Source organism: Streptomyces sp. NPDC001415 (assembly GCF_053597395.1).
The window spans coordinates 86,620-105,820 of record NZ_JBSFIE010000020.1 but is presented as its reverse complement, the minus strand read 5'-3'; the positions used below and the strand labels follow the sequence as shown (position 1 = coordinate 105,820).

Genomic DNA, 19,201 nt, shown 5'->3' with positions numbered 1-19,201 from the left:
CGCCCACACCCTGTGGACGACCAAAGGGGTTTCCGGGCCCTGGGCGTAGCATGACGGAGCCGTTTGATTTTGGTTTGGCGTCCGGTACCCCTCGCGGACTGGAACGGAAGGCCCCCACCGCGTGAACGCACCACCAGAGCACCGCCACGAACACAGCCCGGCGGACCGCCCCGCCCGCCTCACCGTGGGCGTCGTCGGCGCGGGCCGGGTCGGCCCCGCGCTCGCCGCGTCCCTCCAGCTGGCCGGGCACCGCCCGGTCGCGGTCTCCGGCGTCTCCGACGCGTCGGTGCGCAGGGCCGCGGCCCTGCTGCCCGACGTGCCGCTGGTCCCGCCCGCCGAGGTGCTCCAGCGCGCCGACCTCGTCCTGCTGACCGTCCCCGACGACGCGCTGCCGGGCCTCGTCGAGGGACTCGCCGAGACCGGCGCGGTCCGCCCGGGCCAGCTCCTGGTGCACACCTCCGGGCGGTACGGCACGGCCGTCCTCGACCCGGCCCGGCGGGCCGGCGCGCTGCCGCTCGCCCTGCACCCGGCGATGACGTTCACCGGGACGGGCGTGGACGTCCAGCGCCTGGCGGGCTGCTCGTTCGGCGTGACCGCGCCCGAGGAGCTGCGCCTGGCCGCCGAGGCGCTGGTCATCGAGATGGGCGGCGAGCCCGAGTGGATCGAGGAGGCGAACCGCCCGCTCTACCACGCGGCCCTCGCCCTCGGCGCGAACCACCTGGTCACGCTGGTCGCCCAGTCCATGGAGCTGCTGAGCCGGGCAGGCGTCGCCGCCCCCGACCGCATGCTCGGCCCGCTGCTCGGCGCGGCCCTCGACAACGCCCTGCGCTCGGGCGACGCGGCTCTGACCGGACCGGTCGCGCGCGGCGACGCCGGCACGGTCGCCGCCCACGTCGCCGAGCTGCGCAAGCACGCGCCGGCCACGGTCGCCGGATACCTCGCGATGGCCCGTACGACCGCCGACCGGGCGCTCGCCCACGGACTGCTGAAGCCCGAGCTCGCCCAGGACCTGCTCGGGGTGCTCGCCGAAGGGGAAGCCCGATGACCGCCCAGTCACCTCAGCCGGGCCGGCCGGCCCGGACCGCCCGGACCGCCCTCGTCCGTACGGCCTCGGAGCTCGCGGCCCTTGAGCGGACCGGCCGCCGGGCCGTCGTCATGACCATGGGCGCGCTCCACGAGGGCCACGCCACCCTGATCCGTACCGCGCGGCAGCTGGCCGGCGCCGACGGGCAGGTCGTGGTCACCGTGTTCGTCAACCCGCTGCAGTTCGGCGCGGGCGAGGACCTGGACCGCTATCCGCGCACCCTGGACGCGGACCGCGCGATCGCCGAACGCGAGGGCGCCGACGCCGTGTTCGCGCCCTCCGTGGACGAGGTCTATCCCGGCGGCGAGCCCCAAGTGCGCGTCACGGCGGGGCCCATGGGTGAGCTCCTGGAGGGCGCCGTGCGGCCCGGCCACTTCGACGGCATGCTGACCGTCGTCGCCAAGCTGCTCCACCTGACCGCGCCCGACCTCGCCCTGTACGGCCAGAAGGACGCCCAGCAGCTGGCGCTGATCCGGCGCATGGTGCGCGATCTGAACTTCCCCGTGGAGATCGTCGGCGTGCCGACGGTGCGCGAGGACGACGGGCTCGCCCTGTCCAGCCGCAACCGCTACCTCGACCCGGCCGAACGCACCGCGGCCCGCGCCCTGTCCCGCGCGCTGTTCGCGGCCCGCGACCGGCTCGCCGCCGAGCACGCCCTGCACGCGCGGGCCGCCGCCGGGGGCGCGGTCTCGGGCCGGGCCGACGCGCTCACCGCGATCGGCGAGGCCCGCGCCGCGGCCGACGCCCACGCGGTCGCCGCGGCCGCACCGTCCCCCGCGTCGATCAAGGCCGTCGCCCAGGGCGTGCTCGACGAGGCGGCCAAGGTCGAACCCCCGGTCGTGACCGACTACTTGGCGCTGGTCGACCCGTCGACGTTCACCGAGGCCCCCGAGGGGTTCGAGGGCGAGGCGATCCTCGCGGTCGCCGCCCGCGTCGGCACCACGCGCCTCATCGACAACATCCCGCTCACGTTCGGAGCACCGGCATGACAAGCACCGGAATACGGCTCGACGCCCCCGCACCCGGCTGGGCCATCGACGCGGACGTCGTGGTCGTCGGCTCCGGCGTCGCGGGCCTGACCGCCGCGCTGCGCTGCACGGCGGCGGGCCTCGCCACCGTCGTCGTCACCAAGGCCCGCCTGGACGACGGCTCCACGCGCTGGGCGCAGGGCGGCATAGCGGCCGCCCTCGGCGAGGGCGACACTCCCGAGCAGCACCTGGACGACACCCTGGTGGCCGGAGCGGGCCTGTGCGACGAGGACGCGGTACGCCTCCTGGTCACCGAAGGCCCGGACGCCGTACGGCGGTTGATCGCCACCGGAGCCCACTTCGACACCGACGACTCGGGCGCGATCTCGCTGACCCGCGAGGGCGGCCACCACCGGCGCCGCATCGCGCACGCGGGCGGCGACGCCACCGGCGCCGAGATCTCCCGCGCGCTCGTCGAGGCCGTCCGCACCCGGGCGGTGCGCACCATCGAGAACGCCCTCGTCCTCGACCTCCTGAAGGACGAACGCGGGCGCACCGCGGGCATCACCCTGCACGTCATGGGAGAGGGCCAGCACGACGGCGTCGGCGCGGTGCGCGCGCCCGCGGTGGTCCTCGCGACCGGCGGCATGGGCCAGGTGTTCTCGGCGACCACCAACCCGCCCGTGTCCACGGGCGACGGCGTGGCCCTCGCGCTGCGCGCGGGCGCCGAGATCTCCGACCTCGAATTCGTCCAGTTCCACCCCACGGTCCTGTTCCTCGGCGCGGACTCGGAGGGCCAGCAGCCGCTGGTCTCGGAGGCCGTACGCGGCGAAGGCGCCCACCTCGTGGACGCGGCCGGCACCCGCTTCATGCTCGGTCAGCACGAGCTGGCCGAGCTCGCCCCGCGCGACATCGTGGCCAAGGCCATCACCCGCCAGATGCAGGCGCAGGGCGCCGAGCACATGTACCTGGACGCCCGGCACTTCGGCGCCGAGATGTGGGAGCAGCGCTTCCCGACGATCCTGGCCGCCTGCCGCTCGCACGGCATCGACCCGGTGACCGAGCCGGTCCCGGTCGCCCCCGCCGCGCACTACGCGTCCGGCGGCATCCGCACCGACCTGCGCGGCCGCACCACGGTGCCGGGCCTGTACGCGTGCGGCGAGGTCGCCTGCACCGGAGTCCACGGCGCCAACCGGCTCGCCTCCAACTCCCTCCTGGAGGGCCTGGTCTTCGCCGAGAACATCGCGGCGGACATCGCTGCGAGCGCCGCGCGGACCGGCGCGGCAGGTATCGACGGGGGTGCCTCAACTCCCGTACAGGACAAGGCGGTTGACGCGGACAAGGTGCTTGGTGCCGAGCCGCACGGCGAGCCCGTGCCGCTGCTCGACCCGGCCGCCCGCATCCAGATCCAGCGGATCATGACCGAAGGCGCCGGTGTGCTGCGCTCCGCCGACAGCCTCGCCGAGGCGGCCGGCCGCCTGGAGACGATCCGCGCGGACGAGCACAAGGCCGCGGTACCGGGCGTCGAGGCGTGGGAGACCACCAACCTGCTGCTCGTCGCCCGGGTCCTGGTCGCCGCGGCCGCCGCCCGCGAGGAGACCCGCGGCTGCCACTGGCGCGAGGACCGGCCCGACCGCGACGCGGCCTGGCAGCGCCACCTCGTCGTCCGCATCACCCCCGAGCGGTCCCTGGACATCCGCCCCACCGCCAGCGCCACCTTCCCCCCGACCGTCGCCGCCACCCCCCTGGAGCCGTAACCGTGAGCACGCCCGAGGAACTCCGTCCCCAGCCGGTGGACGTCCCCCTGATCCAGATCGGTGCGCCCGCCCAGGGCGGCGGCTGCGGCGACGACTGCGGCTGCGGCGGCGAGGAGGTGTACGAGTGCGGGCTCGACCCCGCGCTCGCCGCCCTGCTCGCCGAGTCGGGCCTGGACCCCGTCCAGGTCGAGGACATCGCGCACCTCGCCATCGAGGAGGACCTGGACGGCGGCGTGGACGTCACGTCGGCGGCCACCGTCCCCCAGGACGCCGTCGCCACCGGCGACTTCACGGCCCGCGAGGCCGGCACGGTCGCGGGCCTGCGCGTCGCCGAGGCGATCCTGTCCATCGTCTGCACGGAGGAGTTCGAGGTCGAGCGGCACGTCGCGGACGGCGACCGTGTCGAGGCCGGCCAGAAGCTCATCAGCGTCACGACCCGCACCCGCGACCTGCTGACCGGCGAGCGCAGCGCGCTCAACCTGTTGTGCCGCCTGTCCGGCATCGCGACCGCCACCCGCGCCTGGGCGGACGCCCTCGAAGGCACCGGCGCCAAGGTCCGCGACACCCGCAAGACCACCCCGGGCCTGCGCGCCCTGGAGAAGTACGCGGTCCGCTGCGGCGGCGGCGTCAACCACCGCATGTCCCTGTCGGACGCGGCCCTGGTCAAGGACAACCACGTGGTGGCCGCGGGCGGCGTCGCCGAGGCCTTCAAGGCCGTACGCGACCGCTTCCCGGACCTGGCCATCGAGGTCGAGGTCGACACCCTGGCCCAGGTCACCGAGGTCCTGGACGCCGGGGCCGACCTGATCCTGCTCGACAACTTCACCCCGGCCCAGACGGCCGAGGCGGTCGCCCTCGTAGCGGGCCGCGCGATGCTCGAATCCTCGGGCCGCCTCACCCTGGCCAACGCCGCCGAGTACGCCGCCACCGGCGTCGACTATCTGGCGGTGGGCGCCCTCACCCACTCCTCGCCGATCCTCGACATCGGCCTGGACCTGCGCGAGGCCGGCCAGGAGGGCTCGGCCTGATGCTGCTCACCATCGACGTCGGCAACACCCACACCGTCCTCGGCCTGTTCGACGGCGAGGAGGTCGTCGAGCACTGGCGGATCTCCACCGACGCCCGCCGCACCGCGGACGAGCTGGCCGTGCTGCTCAACGGCCTGATGGGCACCCACCCGATGCTCGGCGCGGAGCTCGGCGACGGCATCGAGGGCATCGCGATCTGCGCGACCGTGCCGTCCGTCCTGCACGAGCTGCGAGAGGTGACCCGCCGCTACTACGGCGACGTCCCCGCGATCCTGGTGGAGCCGGGCATCAAGACGGGCGTGCCGGTCCTGACCGACAACCCCAAGGAGGTCGGCGCCGACCGCATCGTCAACTCGATCGCCGCCGTCGAGCTCTACGGCGGCCCGGCGATCGTCGTCGACTTCGGCACGGGCACGACGTTCGACGCGGTCAGCGCGCGCGGCGAGTACATCGGCGGCGTCATCGCCCCCGGCATCGAGATCTCCGTCGACGCGCTCGGCATCAAGGGCGCCCAGCTCCGCAAGATCGAGGTGGCCCGCCCCCGCTCGGTGATCGGCAAGAACACCGTCGAGGCCATGCAGGCCGGCATCGTGTACGGCTTCGCGGGCCAGGTCGACGGCGTCGTCAAGCGCATGAAGCGCGAACTGGTCGGCCCCGACGGCGACCCGGACGACGTCACCGTCATCGCGACCGGCGGCCTCGCCCCGATGGTGCTCGGCGAGGCCGAGGAGATCGACGAGCACGAGCCGTGGCTGACCCTGATCGGCCTGCGCCTCGTGTACGAGCGCAACGTCTCGCGTTCCTGAGGCGGCGGCCGGGCGCGCCGGGACCCTCCCGACAACGCGCCCGGCATCGGCCTGTTAAGCGGATTTTGTCCATTTAGGACGTATCGTCGCCGCATGCCCACGCCATACGGATCCCGAGGCGGCATGGCGTTCGGCGCGGACGAGCTGCGAGTGCTCCGACGCGCCCTCGCCATCGCCCTGCACCCCACCGCCGTCAAGGACCAGGACATCCAGGCCTGCATGCGCCTGGCCGACGCCGTGGACGAGGCCGTCCGCGAGGCGGACCGGCTGCGCGCCTTCCTCCTGGCCGACCTCGCCCGTTACCGTGACGCGCTGCCCGGCTCGCTGCCCGGCTACACCGAGCTTCTCCAGGACGCCCTGGCGGCCGGCTACGACCCCGGGCCCGACGACCTGGCCGCCCTGCGCGCACTGCGCTCGGACCCGGTCTGCGCGGCCCTCCTGGAGCGCTGCCGGCAGCTCGCGGAACGCTCGGTGCGGGCCCGCCTGGCCGGCCGCGTGGCCTCCGCTCCCGCTCAGCGCACCCGGCTCCTCACGCTGGTCGACGGGGGCGCCGCGGACAAGGGCAGGGGCAAGGACAAGTCCGCCGAGCCGCGCCCCGGTACCCCGGCCCGCCCCGCACCCGCGCATCCCGCCCCCGACCGCCCCGTACCGAAGCCCTCCGAGGTCTTCCCGCCGCGCCGCCGGCCCACGCCCCCGTCGGAGGAACGCCGGGCGGGCTAGCTACCCTGTCGGTATGGACTACGTTTCCGCGCTTCTGCCCCCCGTGGTGATGGCCATCTTCTTCATCGCGCTCGTCGTGACGATCGTGAAGAGCCAGGGTGGTCCCAACAAGGGCAAGGAGGACGCGGCCGTGGACGGCGCGCTCGCCCGCGCCGAGGCCGCCCAGCAGAAGCCCGCCGCCTCCTGACCGCACGGTCCGGAGGGCAGACACAGCAGGGGCGCACGGGTATTTCCCCCCGTGCGCCCTTTTTGCTGCGCGCTAACTGCAAATAACCTGCTATTCGCGACATCTGCCACTATGGTGCAGATGTGCCCCGTCAATTGGGAGAGCTGGAAGACGCCGTCATGACCCGCGTCTGGCAGTGGAACCGTCCGGTGACCGTCCGGGAAGTCCTCGAAGACCTTCAGCAGGAACGGTCCATCGCGTACACCACGGTCATGACCGTAATGGACAATCTCCATCAGAAGGGCTGGGTCCGCCGGGAAGTCGACGGGCGGGCCTATCGATATACGGCGGTCTCCACACGCGCCGCGTACGCCGCGGCCCTGATGAACGAAGCCTGGTCCCAGAGCGACAACCGGGCGGCCGCACTCGTCGCCTTCTTCGGCATGATGTCCCCCGAGGAGCGCGAAGCGCTGCGTGATGCCGTACGGATGGTGCAGGAGCCGGAACCCGAACGGGACCGCGAAGCCGAACACGGATCCGAAGAGTCCCAAGAGGGCGATGCGTCCGGGGACAGTACGGGGCGATAGCGTCCAGGCATGTCTTATCCCGCCGCGAATGCGGTCACCGTCCGCCGGGCCAGGACCGGCGATGTACCGGCCGTGCGAAGCCTTCTCGACGCGTACGTCGGCGACGGGATCCTGCTCGACAAAGCAACGGTCACCCTTTACGAGTCCATCCAGGAGTTCTGGGTGGCGGAACGCGACTCGGACGCCCGGGTGGTGGGCTGCGGGGCGCTGCACGTGATGTGGGAAGACCTCGCCGAAGTGCGCACTCTTGCCGTGGACCCCGAGTTCCACGGCTACGGTATCGGGCATCTCGTACTCGGCAAGCTGCTCCAGACCGCCCGCTGGCTCGGAGTGCGCCGGGTTTTCTGCCTTACCTTCGAGGTCGCCTTCTTCACGAAGCACGGGTTCACGGAGATCGGCGAGACTCCGGTCGATACCGTCGACACAGATGTCTACAGCGAGCTGCTGCGCTCCTATGACGAGGGCGTCGCGGAGTTCCTCGGTCTCGAACGAGTGAAGCCGAACACCTTGGGCAACACCCGGATGCTTCTGCACCTGTGATCGGGGAACCGGCGGGAAGCTGTCGGAACCCTATGTCCGAATCGCGTACGTTTCCCGCGGTGCAAGGATCCTGAACCTCTCCAGGGGGTTTGTGTTTTCCAGGCAAAAGCGGTTTCCTTTCCGCGTACTGCATTTTCGATGAAAGGAAATCCGGTGGCACAGAAGGTTCAGGTCCTTCTTGTCGATGACCTCGACGGTGGCGAGGCTGACGAGACCGTGACGTTCGCTCTTGACGGGAAGAGCTTCGAGATCGACCTCACCACCGCCAACGCGGACAAGCTCCGGGGTCTCCTTGAGCCGTACGTGAAGAGCGGCCGGCGTACCGGTGGCCGCGCGGCGGGCGGTCGCGGCAAGGCCCGTGGCGCACTGCTCGGTACCGGCAACCAGAACACTGCCGAGATCCGCAAGTGGGCCAAGGAGCAGGGTTACAACGTGAACGACCGCGGACGCGTCCCGGCCGAAATCCGTGAGGCCTACGAGAAGCAGAACGGCTGAGTTCCCGCGTTCCCCGCACCACCTGGGGATTTCGCGTGAAACAACCGGGCCCGGTGGCATTCCGTCGCCGCCGCGGCCACCAGCCTCACCAGGCTGAGGCCTGCGGCGCGACCGCCCGGCAGGGTCTGAGGGCCCTGGGAAGCGCCCGTTTCACCGGCACCACCGCACTGAGTGAATCCGGTGAAAGACGGCAGCCGAGCTTCCACCTCGCACCCGGGCTCGGGGGGTCGCAGCCATACGGCGGCCCCCCGCGGGCCTGCCCATCCCGGCGGCACGGGTGCGGTGATCCGGCCCCCGGCGCCGACGGCCATCAGATCGAGGCCGACGCCGCCCCACTCCAGCCAGTCGAGCAGCCCCGGCAGCTCGTCCGCGCTGCCGGCCGCCACGAGCAGCCGCATCCGGCGCCCCGCGAGGGCGACGGGACCCGTCCGCTCGTACCGCTTCAGCAGGGCGAATCCGGCGGTCGCCGGGAGTTCCAGGACGTCGAAGCGCAGTCCGGTGAGCAGGTGGACGGGGGGCCCGGCCGCGACGGCCCAGCCGAGCTCCCACTCGTACCACTGCGCGAGCGGGACATCCAGGGGAGCGCGGGGTGCCGGCACGGTGAAGGCCATGCCCGGAGCAACTGGAGAAACGGCACGGGGTTACGCTGGGTTCCCGACCGATCGCGCTCCGTCGCGGAATGTGCGGCGCGTGGGGGTGTGATCGGGCGCAAGGTTGTTCGCCCGTAGCTTACGGAACCGGGGTGCGCCGCATGGAGTGTCAGTCCGGACGGGTAAGACATTCCTAGTGGGGAGGGGCGACACGCTCGTCAGGCGGTCTCACGTTCGCCATCGGCGTACTGGAGACAGGGGTATCTGCCTGGCCTGCGGGAACATCGTCTCGCACCATCGGGTTGGAGCAGTTGTCGGCTGTTCGGGCCGGGAGGCAATGAACGGGTGTCGGCAGTTGGAATGAGCTGTCCCGCCCTGCGGGACTAGCATGCGGAAGGACAGGGAGGGGACCGCCCCCTTACTGCCCGACCGCTCTGAGGAGCGATTAACGATGTTCGAGAGGTTCACCGACCGCGCGCGGCGGGTTGTCGTCCTGGCTCAGGAAGAAGCCCGGATGCTCAACCACAACTACATCGGCACCGAGCACATCCTCCTGGGCCTGATCCACGAGGGTGAGGGTGTCGCCGCTAAGGCCCTGGAGAGCCTCGGGATTTCGCTCGAGGCGGTCCGCCAGCAGGTGGAGGAGATCATCGGCCAGGGCCAGCAGGCCCCGTCCGGGCACATCCCCTTCACGCCCCGTGCCAAGAAGGTCCTGGAGCTGTCGCTCCGCGAGGCCCTCCAGCTCGGCCACAACTACATCGGCACCGAGCACATCCTGCTCGGCCTGATCCGCGAGGGCGAGGGCGTCGCCGCCCAGGTCCTCGTGAAGCTGGGCGCCGATCTCAACCGGGTGCGGCAGCAGGTCATCCAGCTGCTCTCCGGCTACCAGGGCAAGGAAGCCGCCACGGCCGGCGGCCCTGCGGAGGGCACCCCCTCCACGTCCCTGGTGCTCGACCAGTTCGGCCGCAACCTGACGCAGGCCGCTCGCGAATCCAAGCTCGACCCGGTCATCGGGCGCGAGAAGGAGATCGAGCGCGTCATGCAGGTCCTGTCGCGCCGTACCAAGAACAACCCGGTGCTCATCGGCGAGCCCGGCGTCGGCAAGACCGCCGTCGTCGAGGGCCTCGCCCAGGCGATCGTCAAGGGCGAGGTGCCCGAGACGCTCAAGGACAAGCACCTGTACACGCTGGACCTCGGCGCCCTGGTCGCCGGATCCCGCTACCGCGGTGACTTCGAGGAGCGCCTGAAGAAGGTCCTCAAGGAGATCCGCACCCGCGGCGACATCATCCTGTTCATCGACGAGCTCCACACCCTGGTGGGTGCGGGTGCCGCCGAGGGCGCGATCGACGCCGCGAGCATCCTCAAGCCGATGCTGGCCCGTGGTGAGCTCCAGACCATCGGTGCCACCACGCTCGACGAGTACCGCAAGCACCTGGAGAAGGACGCCGCTCTTGAGCGCCGCTTCCAGCCCATCCAGGTCGCCGAGCCGTCGCTGCCGCACACCATCGAGATCCTCAAGGGTCTGCGCGACCGCTACGAGGCCCACCACCGCGTCTCGATCACGGACGAGGCCCTCGTCCAGGCCGCGACGCTGGCCGACCGGTACATCTCGGACCGCTTCCTGCCGGACAAGGCGATCGACCTGATCGACGAGGCCGGCTCCCGGATGCGCATCCGCCGGATGACCGCGCCGCCGGACCTCCGCGAGTTCGACGAGAAGATCGCGGGCGTGCGCCGCGACAAGGAGTCGGCCATCGACTCCCAGGACTTCGAGAAGGCGGCCTCTCTCCGCGACAAGGAGAAGCAGCTGCTCGCCGCGAAGGCCAAGCGCGAGAAGGAGTGGAAGGCCGGCGACATGGACGTCGTCGCCGAGGTCGACGGCGAGCTGATCGCCGAGGTCCTGGCCACGGCCACGGGCATCCCGGTCTTCAAGCTCACCGAGGAGGAGTCCTCGCGGCTGCTCCGCATGGAAGACGAGCTGCACAAGCGCGTCATCGGCCAGAAGGACGCCATCAAGGCGCTCTCGCAGGCCATCCGCCGTACCCGTGCAGGCCTGAAGGACCCGAAGCGCCCCGGCGGTTCGTTCATCTTCGCGGGCCCGTCCGGTGTCGGTAAGACCGAGCTGTCCAAGACGCTCGCCGAATTCCTCTTCGGCGACGAGGACGCGCTGATCTCCCTCGACATGTCGGAGTTCAGCGAGAAGCACACGGTTTCCCGCCTCTTCGGTTCGCCCCCCGGTTACGTGGGTTACGAAGAGGGCGGCCAGCTCACCGAGAAGGTGCGCCGCAAGCCGTTCTCCGTCGTCCTCTTCGACGAGGTCGAGAAGGCCCACCCCGATATCTTCAATTCCCTGCTCCAGATTCTGGAAGACGGTCGCCTGACCGACTCCCAGGGCCGGGTCGTGGACTTCAAGAACACGGTCATCATCATGACGACCAACCTCGGGACCCGGGACATCTCCAAGGGCTTCAACCTGGGCTTCGCCGCCCAGGGCGACGTCAAGACCGGCTACGAGCGCATGAAGGCCAAGGTCAACGAGGAGCTGAAGCAGCACTTCCGCCCCGAGTTCCTCAACCGTGTCGACGACACGGTGGTCTTCCACCAGCTGACCGAGGAAGACATCATCCAGATCGTCGACCTCATGATCGCCAAGGTGGACGAGCGCCTCAAGGACCGCGACATGGGCATCGAGCTCAATGCCGAGGCCAAGTCGCTGCTCGCCAAGAAGGGCTACGACCCGATCATGGGCGCCCGGCCGCTGCGCCGGACGATCCAGCGGGAGATCGAGGACATCCTCTCCGAGAAGATCCTCTTCGGTGAGCTGCGCCCCGGTCACATCGTGGTCATCGGCACCGAGGGCGAGGGTGAGGAGAAGAAGTTCACCTTCCGCGGCGAGGAGAAGTCGGCGCTGCCCGACGTCCCGCCGATCGAGGACGCGGCCGCAGGCGGCGCGGGTCCGAACCTGAGCAAGGAGGCGTAGTCCTCTTCGGAGGCCTTGCCTGAAGGGGCTGCCCCGGCTCGTACATCGCGTACGGACCGGGGCAGCCCCTTTTTGCCGCCCCGGTGAGACTCTTCAACTCGCCTGGTGGATCAGGGGAGTTCGGGTGGCGGGGGCCCGCCGTTGACCGTGACCGTCAGGCCCGGGCGGCGCAGCAGGGCGGCCGGGTTCCAGGAGCCGGCCTGGACGGTGCCCACCGCGAGGTCCACCGTCGTCAGCGCGGGGAACACGGCGAGGACCGCGCCCAGGTCGCCGTCGGAGTTGGCGAGCCACAGGTCGAGGTGGCGGACGCTGGGCAGGGGCGCCACCCCGGCGAGCGCGGCCACCGAGCTGAGCGCGACGCCGAGCCGGGTGATGCCGGGTCGCCCGCGCACGTACGTCAGCAGTCGCCGGGTGGTCGCCGACGAGGAGGGGGCGAGTTCCAGGTAGTTGAGCGCGGGCCAGCGGCTCAGGGCGTCGAAACCGGCGACCTGGTCGGCCTCCAGGTGCAGGGTGGTGACGCCGCTCAGGACGGGCAGCTGGGCCAGATGCAGATCGGTGTTGCTGCCGAACAGCAGGGTGCGCAGGGCCGGGACCTCGCCCAGCGGGGACAGATCGACCTCCTGCGCCGATACGTCGAGCAGTCCGAGCGAGGTCAGACTTGGCAGCCGGGCGAGCTGGGTGAGGTCGCGCAGGCCCGAACCCCGCAGTACCTCCAGGTCTTCGAGGCGTTCCGCGCTGTCCCGGAGGAACGCCAGGTCGGTGAGGCTCTCGCAGCCGTTCAGGCGCAGGGCCGCCACCTTCCGGCCGCGCAGCGCCGCGTGCAGCTCGTCGGCCGTGAGGTCGGGCGGCACGGTGATCCACAGCCGGCGGGCGTCGGGAACGTGCGGGAGCTGGGCGAGCTGCCAGCGGGTCTCCACATGCAGCCGGGCCTCGCGCAGGTCGAGCTGGGCGAGCACTTCACGGGCGTACCGCTCGGCCGGGTAGCGCGACCACTCGGTGGCGAACAGGTCGACCGCGTCCGGGTGGGCCGCCGACCAGGCACGGGCGTGCTCGATGGACTCGGCGTTGCCGACCCGGTTGATGAGCCCGACGACGTTCGCCAGCGCCTCGGGGGGCGTCTCGCGCGGGGGCGGCAAGTGGTTGAGGACGCTCGGGCCGAGCCGGGCCAGAAGGGTGACGGTCTCCAGGTCGCGGGGCGGGAGCAGCGCCTTGATGTGCTCGCGGACCCGGCGGGCGGTCGTCTCGTCGAGGTAGGCCGCGTGCTGGGCGCAACGGGCCGCCAGGACGTGGATCTTGGCCTTGTCCTGGTGACTCTGGCGGCGGTTGCCCGCGTCCAGGAGGCCGTTGACGAGGACCGGCCGGTCGCGGCGGCCGCAGTGCCCGGCGGCGAGCAGGATCACGTCCTGCCACTGCTGCTCCTCGGAGGCGTGCCGCAGGAGTTCGCCCAGGTGGCCGTCCTCCACGAACTCCTTGGCGGCCAGGAAGTCCTGGAAGGTGCGGTGGGTGAACTGGAAGACGTCGTCGGCGCGTTCCTGGAGCAGCCCGCTCCGGTTGAGCAGGTGCCGCAGTACGTCCTCGGGGGTGCCCTGGCCGCGTACGTTCTCCATGCCCGACAGAGCCCGCTTGAGCTGGCGCAGCGCCTGGTCGCGGGAGAACTCCGACTGGCCCTCGCGCACCAGCCACACCGCGATCCGCTGGAGCAGTTCGGTGCACTCCTCCGCGCTGATCTGGATGCCCTCGGGCGCCTCGACCTTGCGCTGCTGGTCCCGGTTGCCGAGCAGCATCCGCAGGGCGGCCTCGTACAGCTTCCAGCGGGTGTCCGGCAGGAAGCCCTGGCGCAGCCGGTGCAGGGCGCAGATCACGGCGCACAGGAGCGGAGTGCGGGCGAGGCCCCGCAGGGCGCTGTTCTGTTTGAACTGCTCGGACAGGTCGCGTTCCAACTCGTCCAGGTCCTCGTGCGGGCCGCTGTCGAGGCGGGCCGCGCGGTGCCAGGCGGCGATGAACGCGGTGATGTCCTCGTCGTTCATCGGGAGCAGCCTGAGCTCCTCGAAGCCCGCGTACTTCAGCCAGTCGGGCTCGACGGCCATCGGCCGCACCGTCACCACGCAGCGGGTGCGCGGATAGCGGTCCAGGAGGGCGGCGAGCCAGCGGTGCGCCTCCTCGCGGTCCTCCTGGGGCACCTCGTCCAGGCCGTCCACCAGGAGCAGCGCCTGTCCGGTCTTCAGGACGCGCCCGGCCCAGCCCTCGGGCGCCGCGTCCACCACCAGCCGTGCGGCGGTGGGGAGTTGGGCGGGCAGCGGGAAGGTGGCGCCCTGGGCGCGCAGGGTGCGCAGCGGCACCACGAACGGGACGAGCGCGTTCAGGTCCGCGAGGCCCGGGCCGAGCCGGCCGGCCGCCGCGTGCGCCGCCAGCCACCACACCAGGGTGGTCTTGCCGGCGCCCGCCTCGCCCCGGATGAGGACCCGGGGTCTGGAGGCGAGCAGGGCGTCGATGCGCTGCGGCGCGCTGTCCATCAGGGGGCGGCCCGCCTGCGGCGGCTCGGTCGCCTTGGGCCTGGCCTCCAGGCTCAGATAGGCGGTGTCCAGGTCCCACTCGGAGTCCCGCTTGTTCAGCTCGTCCAGGCCGAAGATCTTCGTCTTGCGGTACGAGGCGCCGATCGCCTCCGCGTACTCGTGCTCGTAGCGCTGGTCCTCCGGAGGCACGCCGGTGACCAGTTCGAGGCTGGGCAGCGCGGCCAGCGTGGCGAACGCGGCACGGAAGCCCTCCGAGGCGAAGATGCCCCGCAGCGGCACGCACACCACCCGGCGGTGGCCGCGCCCGCGCGGGATCTCCTTGACCAGGCCGAGCAGCGTCGCCGCCGCGAACAGAGGCGCGCCCGACAGGCCCGCGAGCGGCGAGCTGCCGTCCGCGCGCTCGGTGGCCGGCGGCCGGTGCAGCTCGCAGACCAGGTCGTCGCGCAGACTGCCCGCGACCGGCAGGACCGTACCCACGAACTGGTCGTAGTCGAGGTGGTGGTCCGCGCCGTAGCGCTGGATGTCGGGAAAGCCGATGATCTCGCAGCCGGGCAGCGACTGCGCGGTGTCGACGGTGCCGAGCCGCAGAAGCCCGGGAAGCAGCTCCTCGTCGCTGTAGATCAGCGCGGCGTCCAACTCGGCGTCCCGCCACAGGACTTGGGAGGTCACCTCGCCGATGGAGGGGTGGGCGAGCCGGACCGGCGGGGCGCCGGCCAGATTGTGCGCACAGGTCAGCACCAGCCACGGGGACACGATGACCCCGCTGCCCTGGCGTCCGTCGGACAGCACCGCCACGACCCGGTCGGCGGTCGTGGGCAGTCCCGTACTCACCGCGGCCCGCTCCCGAAGCCGCCGCCGGGCCGGTCGTTGCCGACCTTCCAGGCGGAGCCGTCGGTGGCGGCGTGCGGCTTGAGGGCGAAGGACACCTTGTGCGTACGTCCCGTGGTGCGCCCGGCGTCGGCGCCCGCGTCCACCACCCAGGCCCGGACCTTGAGGCCGCCCTTGATCTCTCTGCGGAGTTCGAGCGTGAACTCCATCTGGATGTCGCCGAGTTCGAAGACCAGCGGCTGCCCGGTGGCCCGGGCGGCGGCCTCGATGAGCTGGTCGCGTACGGATTCGATGGCGTCGGCCAGCTCGATCCCGTCGAATGCGTGCGTGTCGTCCTCATGCCTGTTACCGGTCATGATGCAACCCCCTCGCCTCGCCCCAATTCTGGCTCCGTGGACGGGAGTTGGGACAGGGGTGGGGGAGTTGTTAAGGGTCTGTGACAGGTTCCGTACCGGGCACGGTGACGGGTTCCGTGCGGGGTTCGGTGACAGGCCGGCCTGGGGATATTAGGTTGCTGCCTAATGGTCCTAGCAATTAGCGTCCCGTGGCATGAAGGCCGTAACCGAGCGGGACATCCGCGCATCGTTCATCAACTGCTCCAAGGGCGAGGCCGCGCGCCTGGCCGTGCCGCGCGACCTGGACGCCCGGACCTGGGACGACCTGGACTTCCTGGGCTGGCGCGAGTCGTCGGCGCCGGACCGCGCCAACCTGGTCACCGAGCACGCCGGCCGGCTCATAGGCGTGGCCCTGCGCTACCCCTCCCGGCAACGGGGCCTGCTCCAGCGCAGCATGTGCTCGATCTGTCTGACGACGCACTCGGGCAGCGGCGTCTCCCTGATGACGGCCCGCCTCGCCGGGAAGGCGGGCCGGGAGGGCAACTCGGTGGGCATCTACATGTGCACGGACCTCGCGTGCTCGCTGTATCTGCGGGGGAAGAAGGTGCCCGAGGGCGTGGGCGGCCGGTTCGAGGAGTCGCTCACGTTGGAGGAGCAGGTGGAGCGGGCTCGGGGGAACCTGGTGGCGTTCTTGGGAAAGGTAGGCCTGCCAGCGTGATCTGGACCTCAGGGCGCAGTGCGCCGGCTCCGTGCAGCTCCCCCCAGGACTCGAAGTGAAGCGACCTCAGGTGCCGTGCCGCGGCCAGCGGGGTGAGGTCGATCTCCGGCGGCCCGGAGCGGACGATCAGCAGCTCGACGTTGGGGAAGCGATCGGGAATCCGTTCCAGGGCGGCCGCGGGCGTGTGCCCGTCGAGCCGGAGCGCCTTGACCGACGCGACGGGGTCCGCGGTCCGGTCCGAAGCCACCGACCGGCCGGAGACGCCGAGGAGGCGGAGCCGCGGCAGTTTGGCGAGAGCGGCCCAGTCGGCGGTGTTCACCGGGCTGTTCGTCGAGCCGAGATAGAGCGTGTCCAGAGCCTGGAAGCGGATCAGGCCGGCGAGGCCCGCGCGGTCGGCGGGGCTCGTGGCCGAGGACAGGTCGAGCGTGGTCAGCGGTGCCCCGGAGGGCAGGTCGACGAGCCGCCAGCGCCCGTCGCTCGCCTTGAGGGTGAGGCTCGTCAGACCGTCCAGGGCGACGAGCGGGCGCGGGTCGAGCCCGTGGGCCGCGTCCAGGTTCAGCGTGCGCAGCGGAAGGTTCGGCAGCTGGGTGAGATCGGTGAGCCGGGGGCACGCGTCGATCGCGAGATGGGCCAGCGAGTCGTGCCCCTCCAGGAACGACAGATTCCGCAGGGTCGTGTGGTCGCGGATCGTGAGGCCGGTCAGCCGGGCGGCCCTCGCGTACTCCCGCAGCGCCTCGCCCGGCAGATCGCCGCGCGCCTCCAGAAGCGGCCGGGTCCCCATCGCCCGCAGCGCGGCCAACTGCTCCTCTGACATCGCGCAGAAGTACAGGCCGGCGGGATCGAGCCGCGAGATGACCTCGTCGGCGTACTGCTGGGTGTCGAACTGGTGCCAGGACCAGGCGAGTTGGGAGCGCACGCCGATATACGGGTGCCGCGCGAAGCGGGCCATGAACGGGATGGCGCGGTCGGATCCGGTGTGGGACGCGGCCGTCACGACGTGCTCGGCGACGTCCCAGTCCAGTCCGTCCGGCCCCGGCAGCAGATCCAGGATCAGCGGGCCCGCCTGGGCGAGCGCCCGCGCGGCCCGGGAACTCAGCGGCGGGATCAGTCCGGCCGTACGCCGCTCAACCTCGCCCCGTACCGCCGGATCGAGCTCAGCCGCGTGCTCAAGGCACGTCGCGGCCAGCATGTGCACCCGCATGCGGACGGCCGACGATTCGTGACCGTCGCCGAAGGCGAGCAACTCCCCGAAGAGTTCCCGCCGTTCCCGCGGACGGGCGTGCGCCACGGCCATCCGGATGACGTCCTCCCACTGGTCGTCCGCCGCGTGGCGGACCAGCTCGCCCCATGCGCCCTCGTCGACCGCGGCCCGTGCGCCGAGGAAGTCCTGGAAGGTGCGGTGCACGAACTCGACCGTGCCGGGGCCCGGCTCGCGGAGCAGGCCGCTGCGGTGCAGGAAGTGGGTGTAGACGGCCGTCGCGCCGCCTATGCGGGCGATCTCGGGGACCGCCGGGAGCAGCTCGCCGATGATCTGCTCGGCGCGTGAACGGTCCATCTCGGTACGGCCGTTGCGGATCAGCCAGTACGCGATCCGCTGCAGCAGCTGGAGCTGCGGCTCCTCGCGCAGCTCGGGCAGGTCGCCCATGCTGCGCTCGCGGTCCCGGCGGGTCAGCAGCATGGTGAGGGCCGCGTCGTACAGGTCCTTCCTGCCGTACGGGAGGAAGCCCCGGCGGTCCCGGTGCAGGGCGCAGATCAGGCCGCACATCAGCGGGTTGGTGGCGAGCCGGCCGAGGTCGGACTTGGTGCGTACGGAGTCCAGGAGCTGCGCCTCGTACGCCGCCAGGACCTCGTCGTCGGTACCGGTCCGCGCGGCCTTGTGCCAGCGGCCGATGAACGCGGCCACGCCCGACGGGCTCATCGTGGACATGGTCAGCTCCGCGAAGTCCTCATCGCCGAGCCAGTCCTCGCGCACGGCCGAAGGGCGGGACGTGACGAGCCAGCGGTTGCCGGGGAAGGCGCCGAGGAGGTCGCCGAGCCAGCCGCGGGTGCGGGCGCGTTCGGCGTCGGGGATCTCGTCGATGCCGTCCACAAGGACCAGGCCCCGGCCCGCCGTGAGCACCCGGGACTCCCAGCCGGGCGGCTGCTCGCCGGCCAGTGGGGAGCCGACGGCGGCGAGGAAGTCCCTGGGTGCGGGCAGCCGTTCGCCGTGCCGGGTCAGGGTGCGCAGCGGCAGCACGAAGGGGATCCGGTCGCGCAGATACGTCATCCGGCCGCCCGGGTCGGTGTCGTCCGGCCGGGCCGCGCTGACCGCGAGCCACTGCACCAGGGTGGTTTTGCCGGAGCCCGCCTCGCCGCGCAGCAGGACGCGCTCGCGGTCGGCGAGGGCCTGGTCGGCGGCCATGGGCAGGCAGGGGGCCGACGCCTGGGGCCCTTGCTCGGGGAAGCGGTCGATACGGGCGGCGAGCAGCCCCGGGTGCTGTTCGTAGCGGGTGGCGGAGGTGCGCAGCTGGTCGGCGAGCTCGGCGCGCGGCGCGACGGCGGTGGCCTCCAGGCTCAGAGCCTGTGTCTAAACCCCGCCCGGGCCCGTGGCGCCTGGCACGCACGCTCGCGGCGTTGCCGAAACGCCCTAGTAGCTCCTCCCCCAAGGTCTTGAAGACCAGGGGGTACCCCCATCGAGGACCTTCCGGCGCCTTGCGATCGCACGCACCAGACGCCGCGGTCTGATCCGGACGGGGTTTAGACACAGGCTCTGACCCTCTCGCTGCCCTTCATGATGGTCTTCCCCGGCCAGCCCGGGCCGCTGTTCGGCGTCCTGTTCCGCATCGCCGGCGCGATACTGCTCTGCACCTCGGTGCACTGGACCGCCACCCAGAAGACCACCGGCGTACTGCTTGCCGCAGTCCTGCCGAGTGCCGTCATCGCCACCTCGAACCTGTCCGGCGGCGGCCCGGCAGTCGGCACCCAGGCCCTCCTGGCCAACCTGGCCATGCTCGCCCTGATGGCCGGCACGGCGGCATGGCTCTGGCGAGCCCGCCGGGCCGCTGCGTCCTGAGAGCCTGCCCTGCGCCGGACCGCCCGTCCATGGC

At 71.7% G+C, this 19,201-nt stretch carries 17 protein-coding genes; 13 read left to right on the top strand and 4 right to left on the bottom strand.

What is annotated here, in order from left to right; all coding sequences use genetic code 11:
• Positions 1-121: 121 nt before the first annotated feature.
• The 10 genes from ACWC2B_RS24980 to ACWC2B_RS24935 all read left to right on the top strand — a co-directional run bounded on the left by ACWC2B_RS24980 (position 122) and on the right by ACWC2B_RS24935 (position 8,151).
• Positions 122-1,045 carry a Rossmann-like and DUF2520 domain-containing protein gene (locus ACWC2B_RS24980; protein WP_450720166.1) on the top strand — a complete coding sequence of 308 codons (924 nt, stop codon included), beginning with the start codon at positions 122-124 and terminating at the stop codon, positions 1,043-1,045.
• Entirely contained in the window at positions 1,042-2,073 is a 1,032-nt protein-coding gene (panC, locus tag ACWC2B_RS24975) for a pantoate--beta-alanine ligase (RefSeq protein WP_450720164.1), read from the top strand. The genes ACWC2B_RS24980 and panC overlap by 4 nt, the downstream gene beginning before the upstream one ends.
• Positions 2,070-3,809, top strand: coding sequence for an L-aspartate oxidase (locus ACWC2B_RS24970; protein ID WP_450720162.1), 1,740 nt, complete (start codon positions 2,070-2,072; stop codon positions 3,807-3,809). Before panC ends, ACWC2B_RS24970 begins: the two co-directional genes overlap by 4 nt.
• 2 nt (positions 3,810-3,811) lie before the next feature.
• Positions 3,812-4,837 carry a carboxylating nicotinate-nucleotide diphosphorylase gene (nadC, locus tag ACWC2B_RS24965; protein ID WP_450720160.1) on the top strand — a complete coding sequence of 342 codons (1,026 nt, stop codon included), beginning with the start codon at positions 3,812-3,814 and terminating at the stop codon, positions 4,835-4,837.
• Positions 4,837-5,643 carry a type III pantothenate kinase gene (locus ACWC2B_RS24960; protein WP_053729116.1) on the top strand — a complete coding sequence of 269 codons (807 nt, stop codon included), beginning with the start codon at positions 4,837-4,839 and terminating at the stop codon, positions 5,641-5,643. The genes nadC and ACWC2B_RS24960 overlap by 1 nt, the downstream gene beginning before the upstream one ends.
• A gap of 123 nt (positions 5,644-5,766) precedes the next feature.
• A complete protein-coding gene (locus tag ACWC2B_RS24955) occupies positions 5,767-6,363 on the top strand; it encodes a hypothetical protein (protein ID WP_450720229.1) in 597 nt (198 codons plus the stop codon).
• Positions 6,364-6,376: 13 nt separating this feature from the next.
• On the top strand, positions 6,377-6,550 hold the full coding sequence (locus ACWC2B_RS24950; protein ID WP_450720158.1) for a hypothetical protein: 174 nt from the start codon (positions 6,377-6,379) through the stop codon (positions 6,548-6,550).
• Between the two features lie 122 nt (positions 6,551-6,672).
• The gene (locus ACWC2B_RS24945; RefSeq protein ID WP_450720156.1) at positions 6,673-7,116 is read left to right on the top strand and encodes a BlaI/MecI/CopY family transcriptional regulator; all 444 of its coding nucleotides are present in this window, start codon (positions 6,673-6,675) and stop codon (positions 7,114-7,116) included.
• A 9-nt stretch (positions 7,117-7,125) separates the two neighbouring features.
• Positions 7,126-7,656: an amino-acid N-acetyltransferase gene (locus ACWC2B_RS24940; protein ID WP_450720154.1), complete on the top strand. Its 531-nt coding sequence runs from the start codon at positions 7,126-7,128 to the stop codon at positions 7,654-7,656.
• Between the two features lie 153 nt (positions 7,657-7,809).
• Positions 7,810-8,151: a histone-like nucleoid-structuring protein Lsr2 gene (locus ACWC2B_RS24935; RefSeq protein WP_053729112.1), complete on the top strand. Its 342-nt coding sequence runs from the start codon at positions 7,810-7,812 to the stop codon at positions 8,149-8,151.
• On the opposite strand, the gene ACWC2B_RS24930 is transcribed toward ACWC2B_RS24935, so the two are convergent.
• On the bottom strand, positions 8,130-8,762 hold the full coding sequence (locus ACWC2B_RS24930) for an SCO3374 family protein (protein WP_450720151.1): 633 nt from the start codon (positions 8,760-8,762) through the stop codon (positions 8,130-8,132). The two genes, ACWC2B_RS24935 and ACWC2B_RS24930, sit on opposite strands and share 22 nt — an antisense overlap.
• A gap of 430 nt (positions 8,763-9,192) precedes the next feature.
• On the opposite strand from ACWC2B_RS24930, the gene ACWC2B_RS24925 reads away from it, so the two are divergent.
• Positions 9,193-11,721: an ATP-dependent Clp protease ATP-binding subunit gene (locus ACWC2B_RS24925; protein WP_406507384.1), complete on the top strand. Its 2,529-nt coding sequence runs from the start codon at positions 9,193-9,195 to the stop codon at positions 11,719-11,721.
• 110 nt (positions 11,722-11,831) lie between these two features.
• On the opposite strand, the gene ACWC2B_RS24920 is transcribed toward ACWC2B_RS24925, so the two are convergent.
• Positions 11,832-15,065: an NACHT domain-containing protein gene (locus tag ACWC2B_RS24920; RefSeq protein ID WP_450720149.1), complete on the bottom strand. Its 3,234-nt coding sequence runs from the start codon at positions 15,063-15,065 to the stop codon at positions 11,832-11,834.
• Positions 15,062-15,418: a trypco2 family protein gene (locus tag ACWC2B_RS24915; protein ID WP_450720147.1), complete on the bottom strand. Its 357-nt coding sequence runs from the start codon at positions 15,416-15,418 to the stop codon at positions 15,062-15,064. The genes ACWC2B_RS24920 and ACWC2B_RS24915 overlap by 4 nt, the downstream gene beginning before the upstream one ends.
• Positions 15,419-15,611: 193 nt before the next feature.
• Here ACWC2B_RS24915 and ACWC2B_RS24910 point away from each other — a divergent pair, with 193 nt between their 5' ends.
• Positions 15,612-16,115, top strand: a complete 504-nt coding sequence (locus ACWC2B_RS24910; RefSeq protein WP_450720145.1) for an FBP domain-containing protein — start codon at positions 15,612-15,614, stop codon at positions 16,113-16,115.
• On the opposite strand, the gene ACWC2B_RS24905 is transcribed toward ACWC2B_RS24910, so the two are convergent.
• Positions 16,039-18,516, bottom strand: coding sequence for an NACHT domain-containing protein (locus tag ACWC2B_RS24905; protein ID WP_450720143.1), 2,478 nt, complete (start codon positions 18,514-18,516; stop codon positions 16,039-16,041). The genes ACWC2B_RS24910 and ACWC2B_RS24905 overlap by 77 nt on opposite strands.
• Positions 18,517-18,885: 369 nt before the next feature.
• On the opposite strand from ACWC2B_RS24905, the gene ACWC2B_RS24900 reads away from it, so the two are divergent.
• On the top strand, positions 18,886-19,167 hold the full coding sequence (locus ACWC2B_RS24900) for a hypothetical protein (RefSeq protein WP_450720141.1): 282 nt from the start codon (positions 18,886-18,888) through the stop codon (positions 19,165-19,167).
• Positions 19,168-19,201 lie beyond the last annotated feature (34 nt).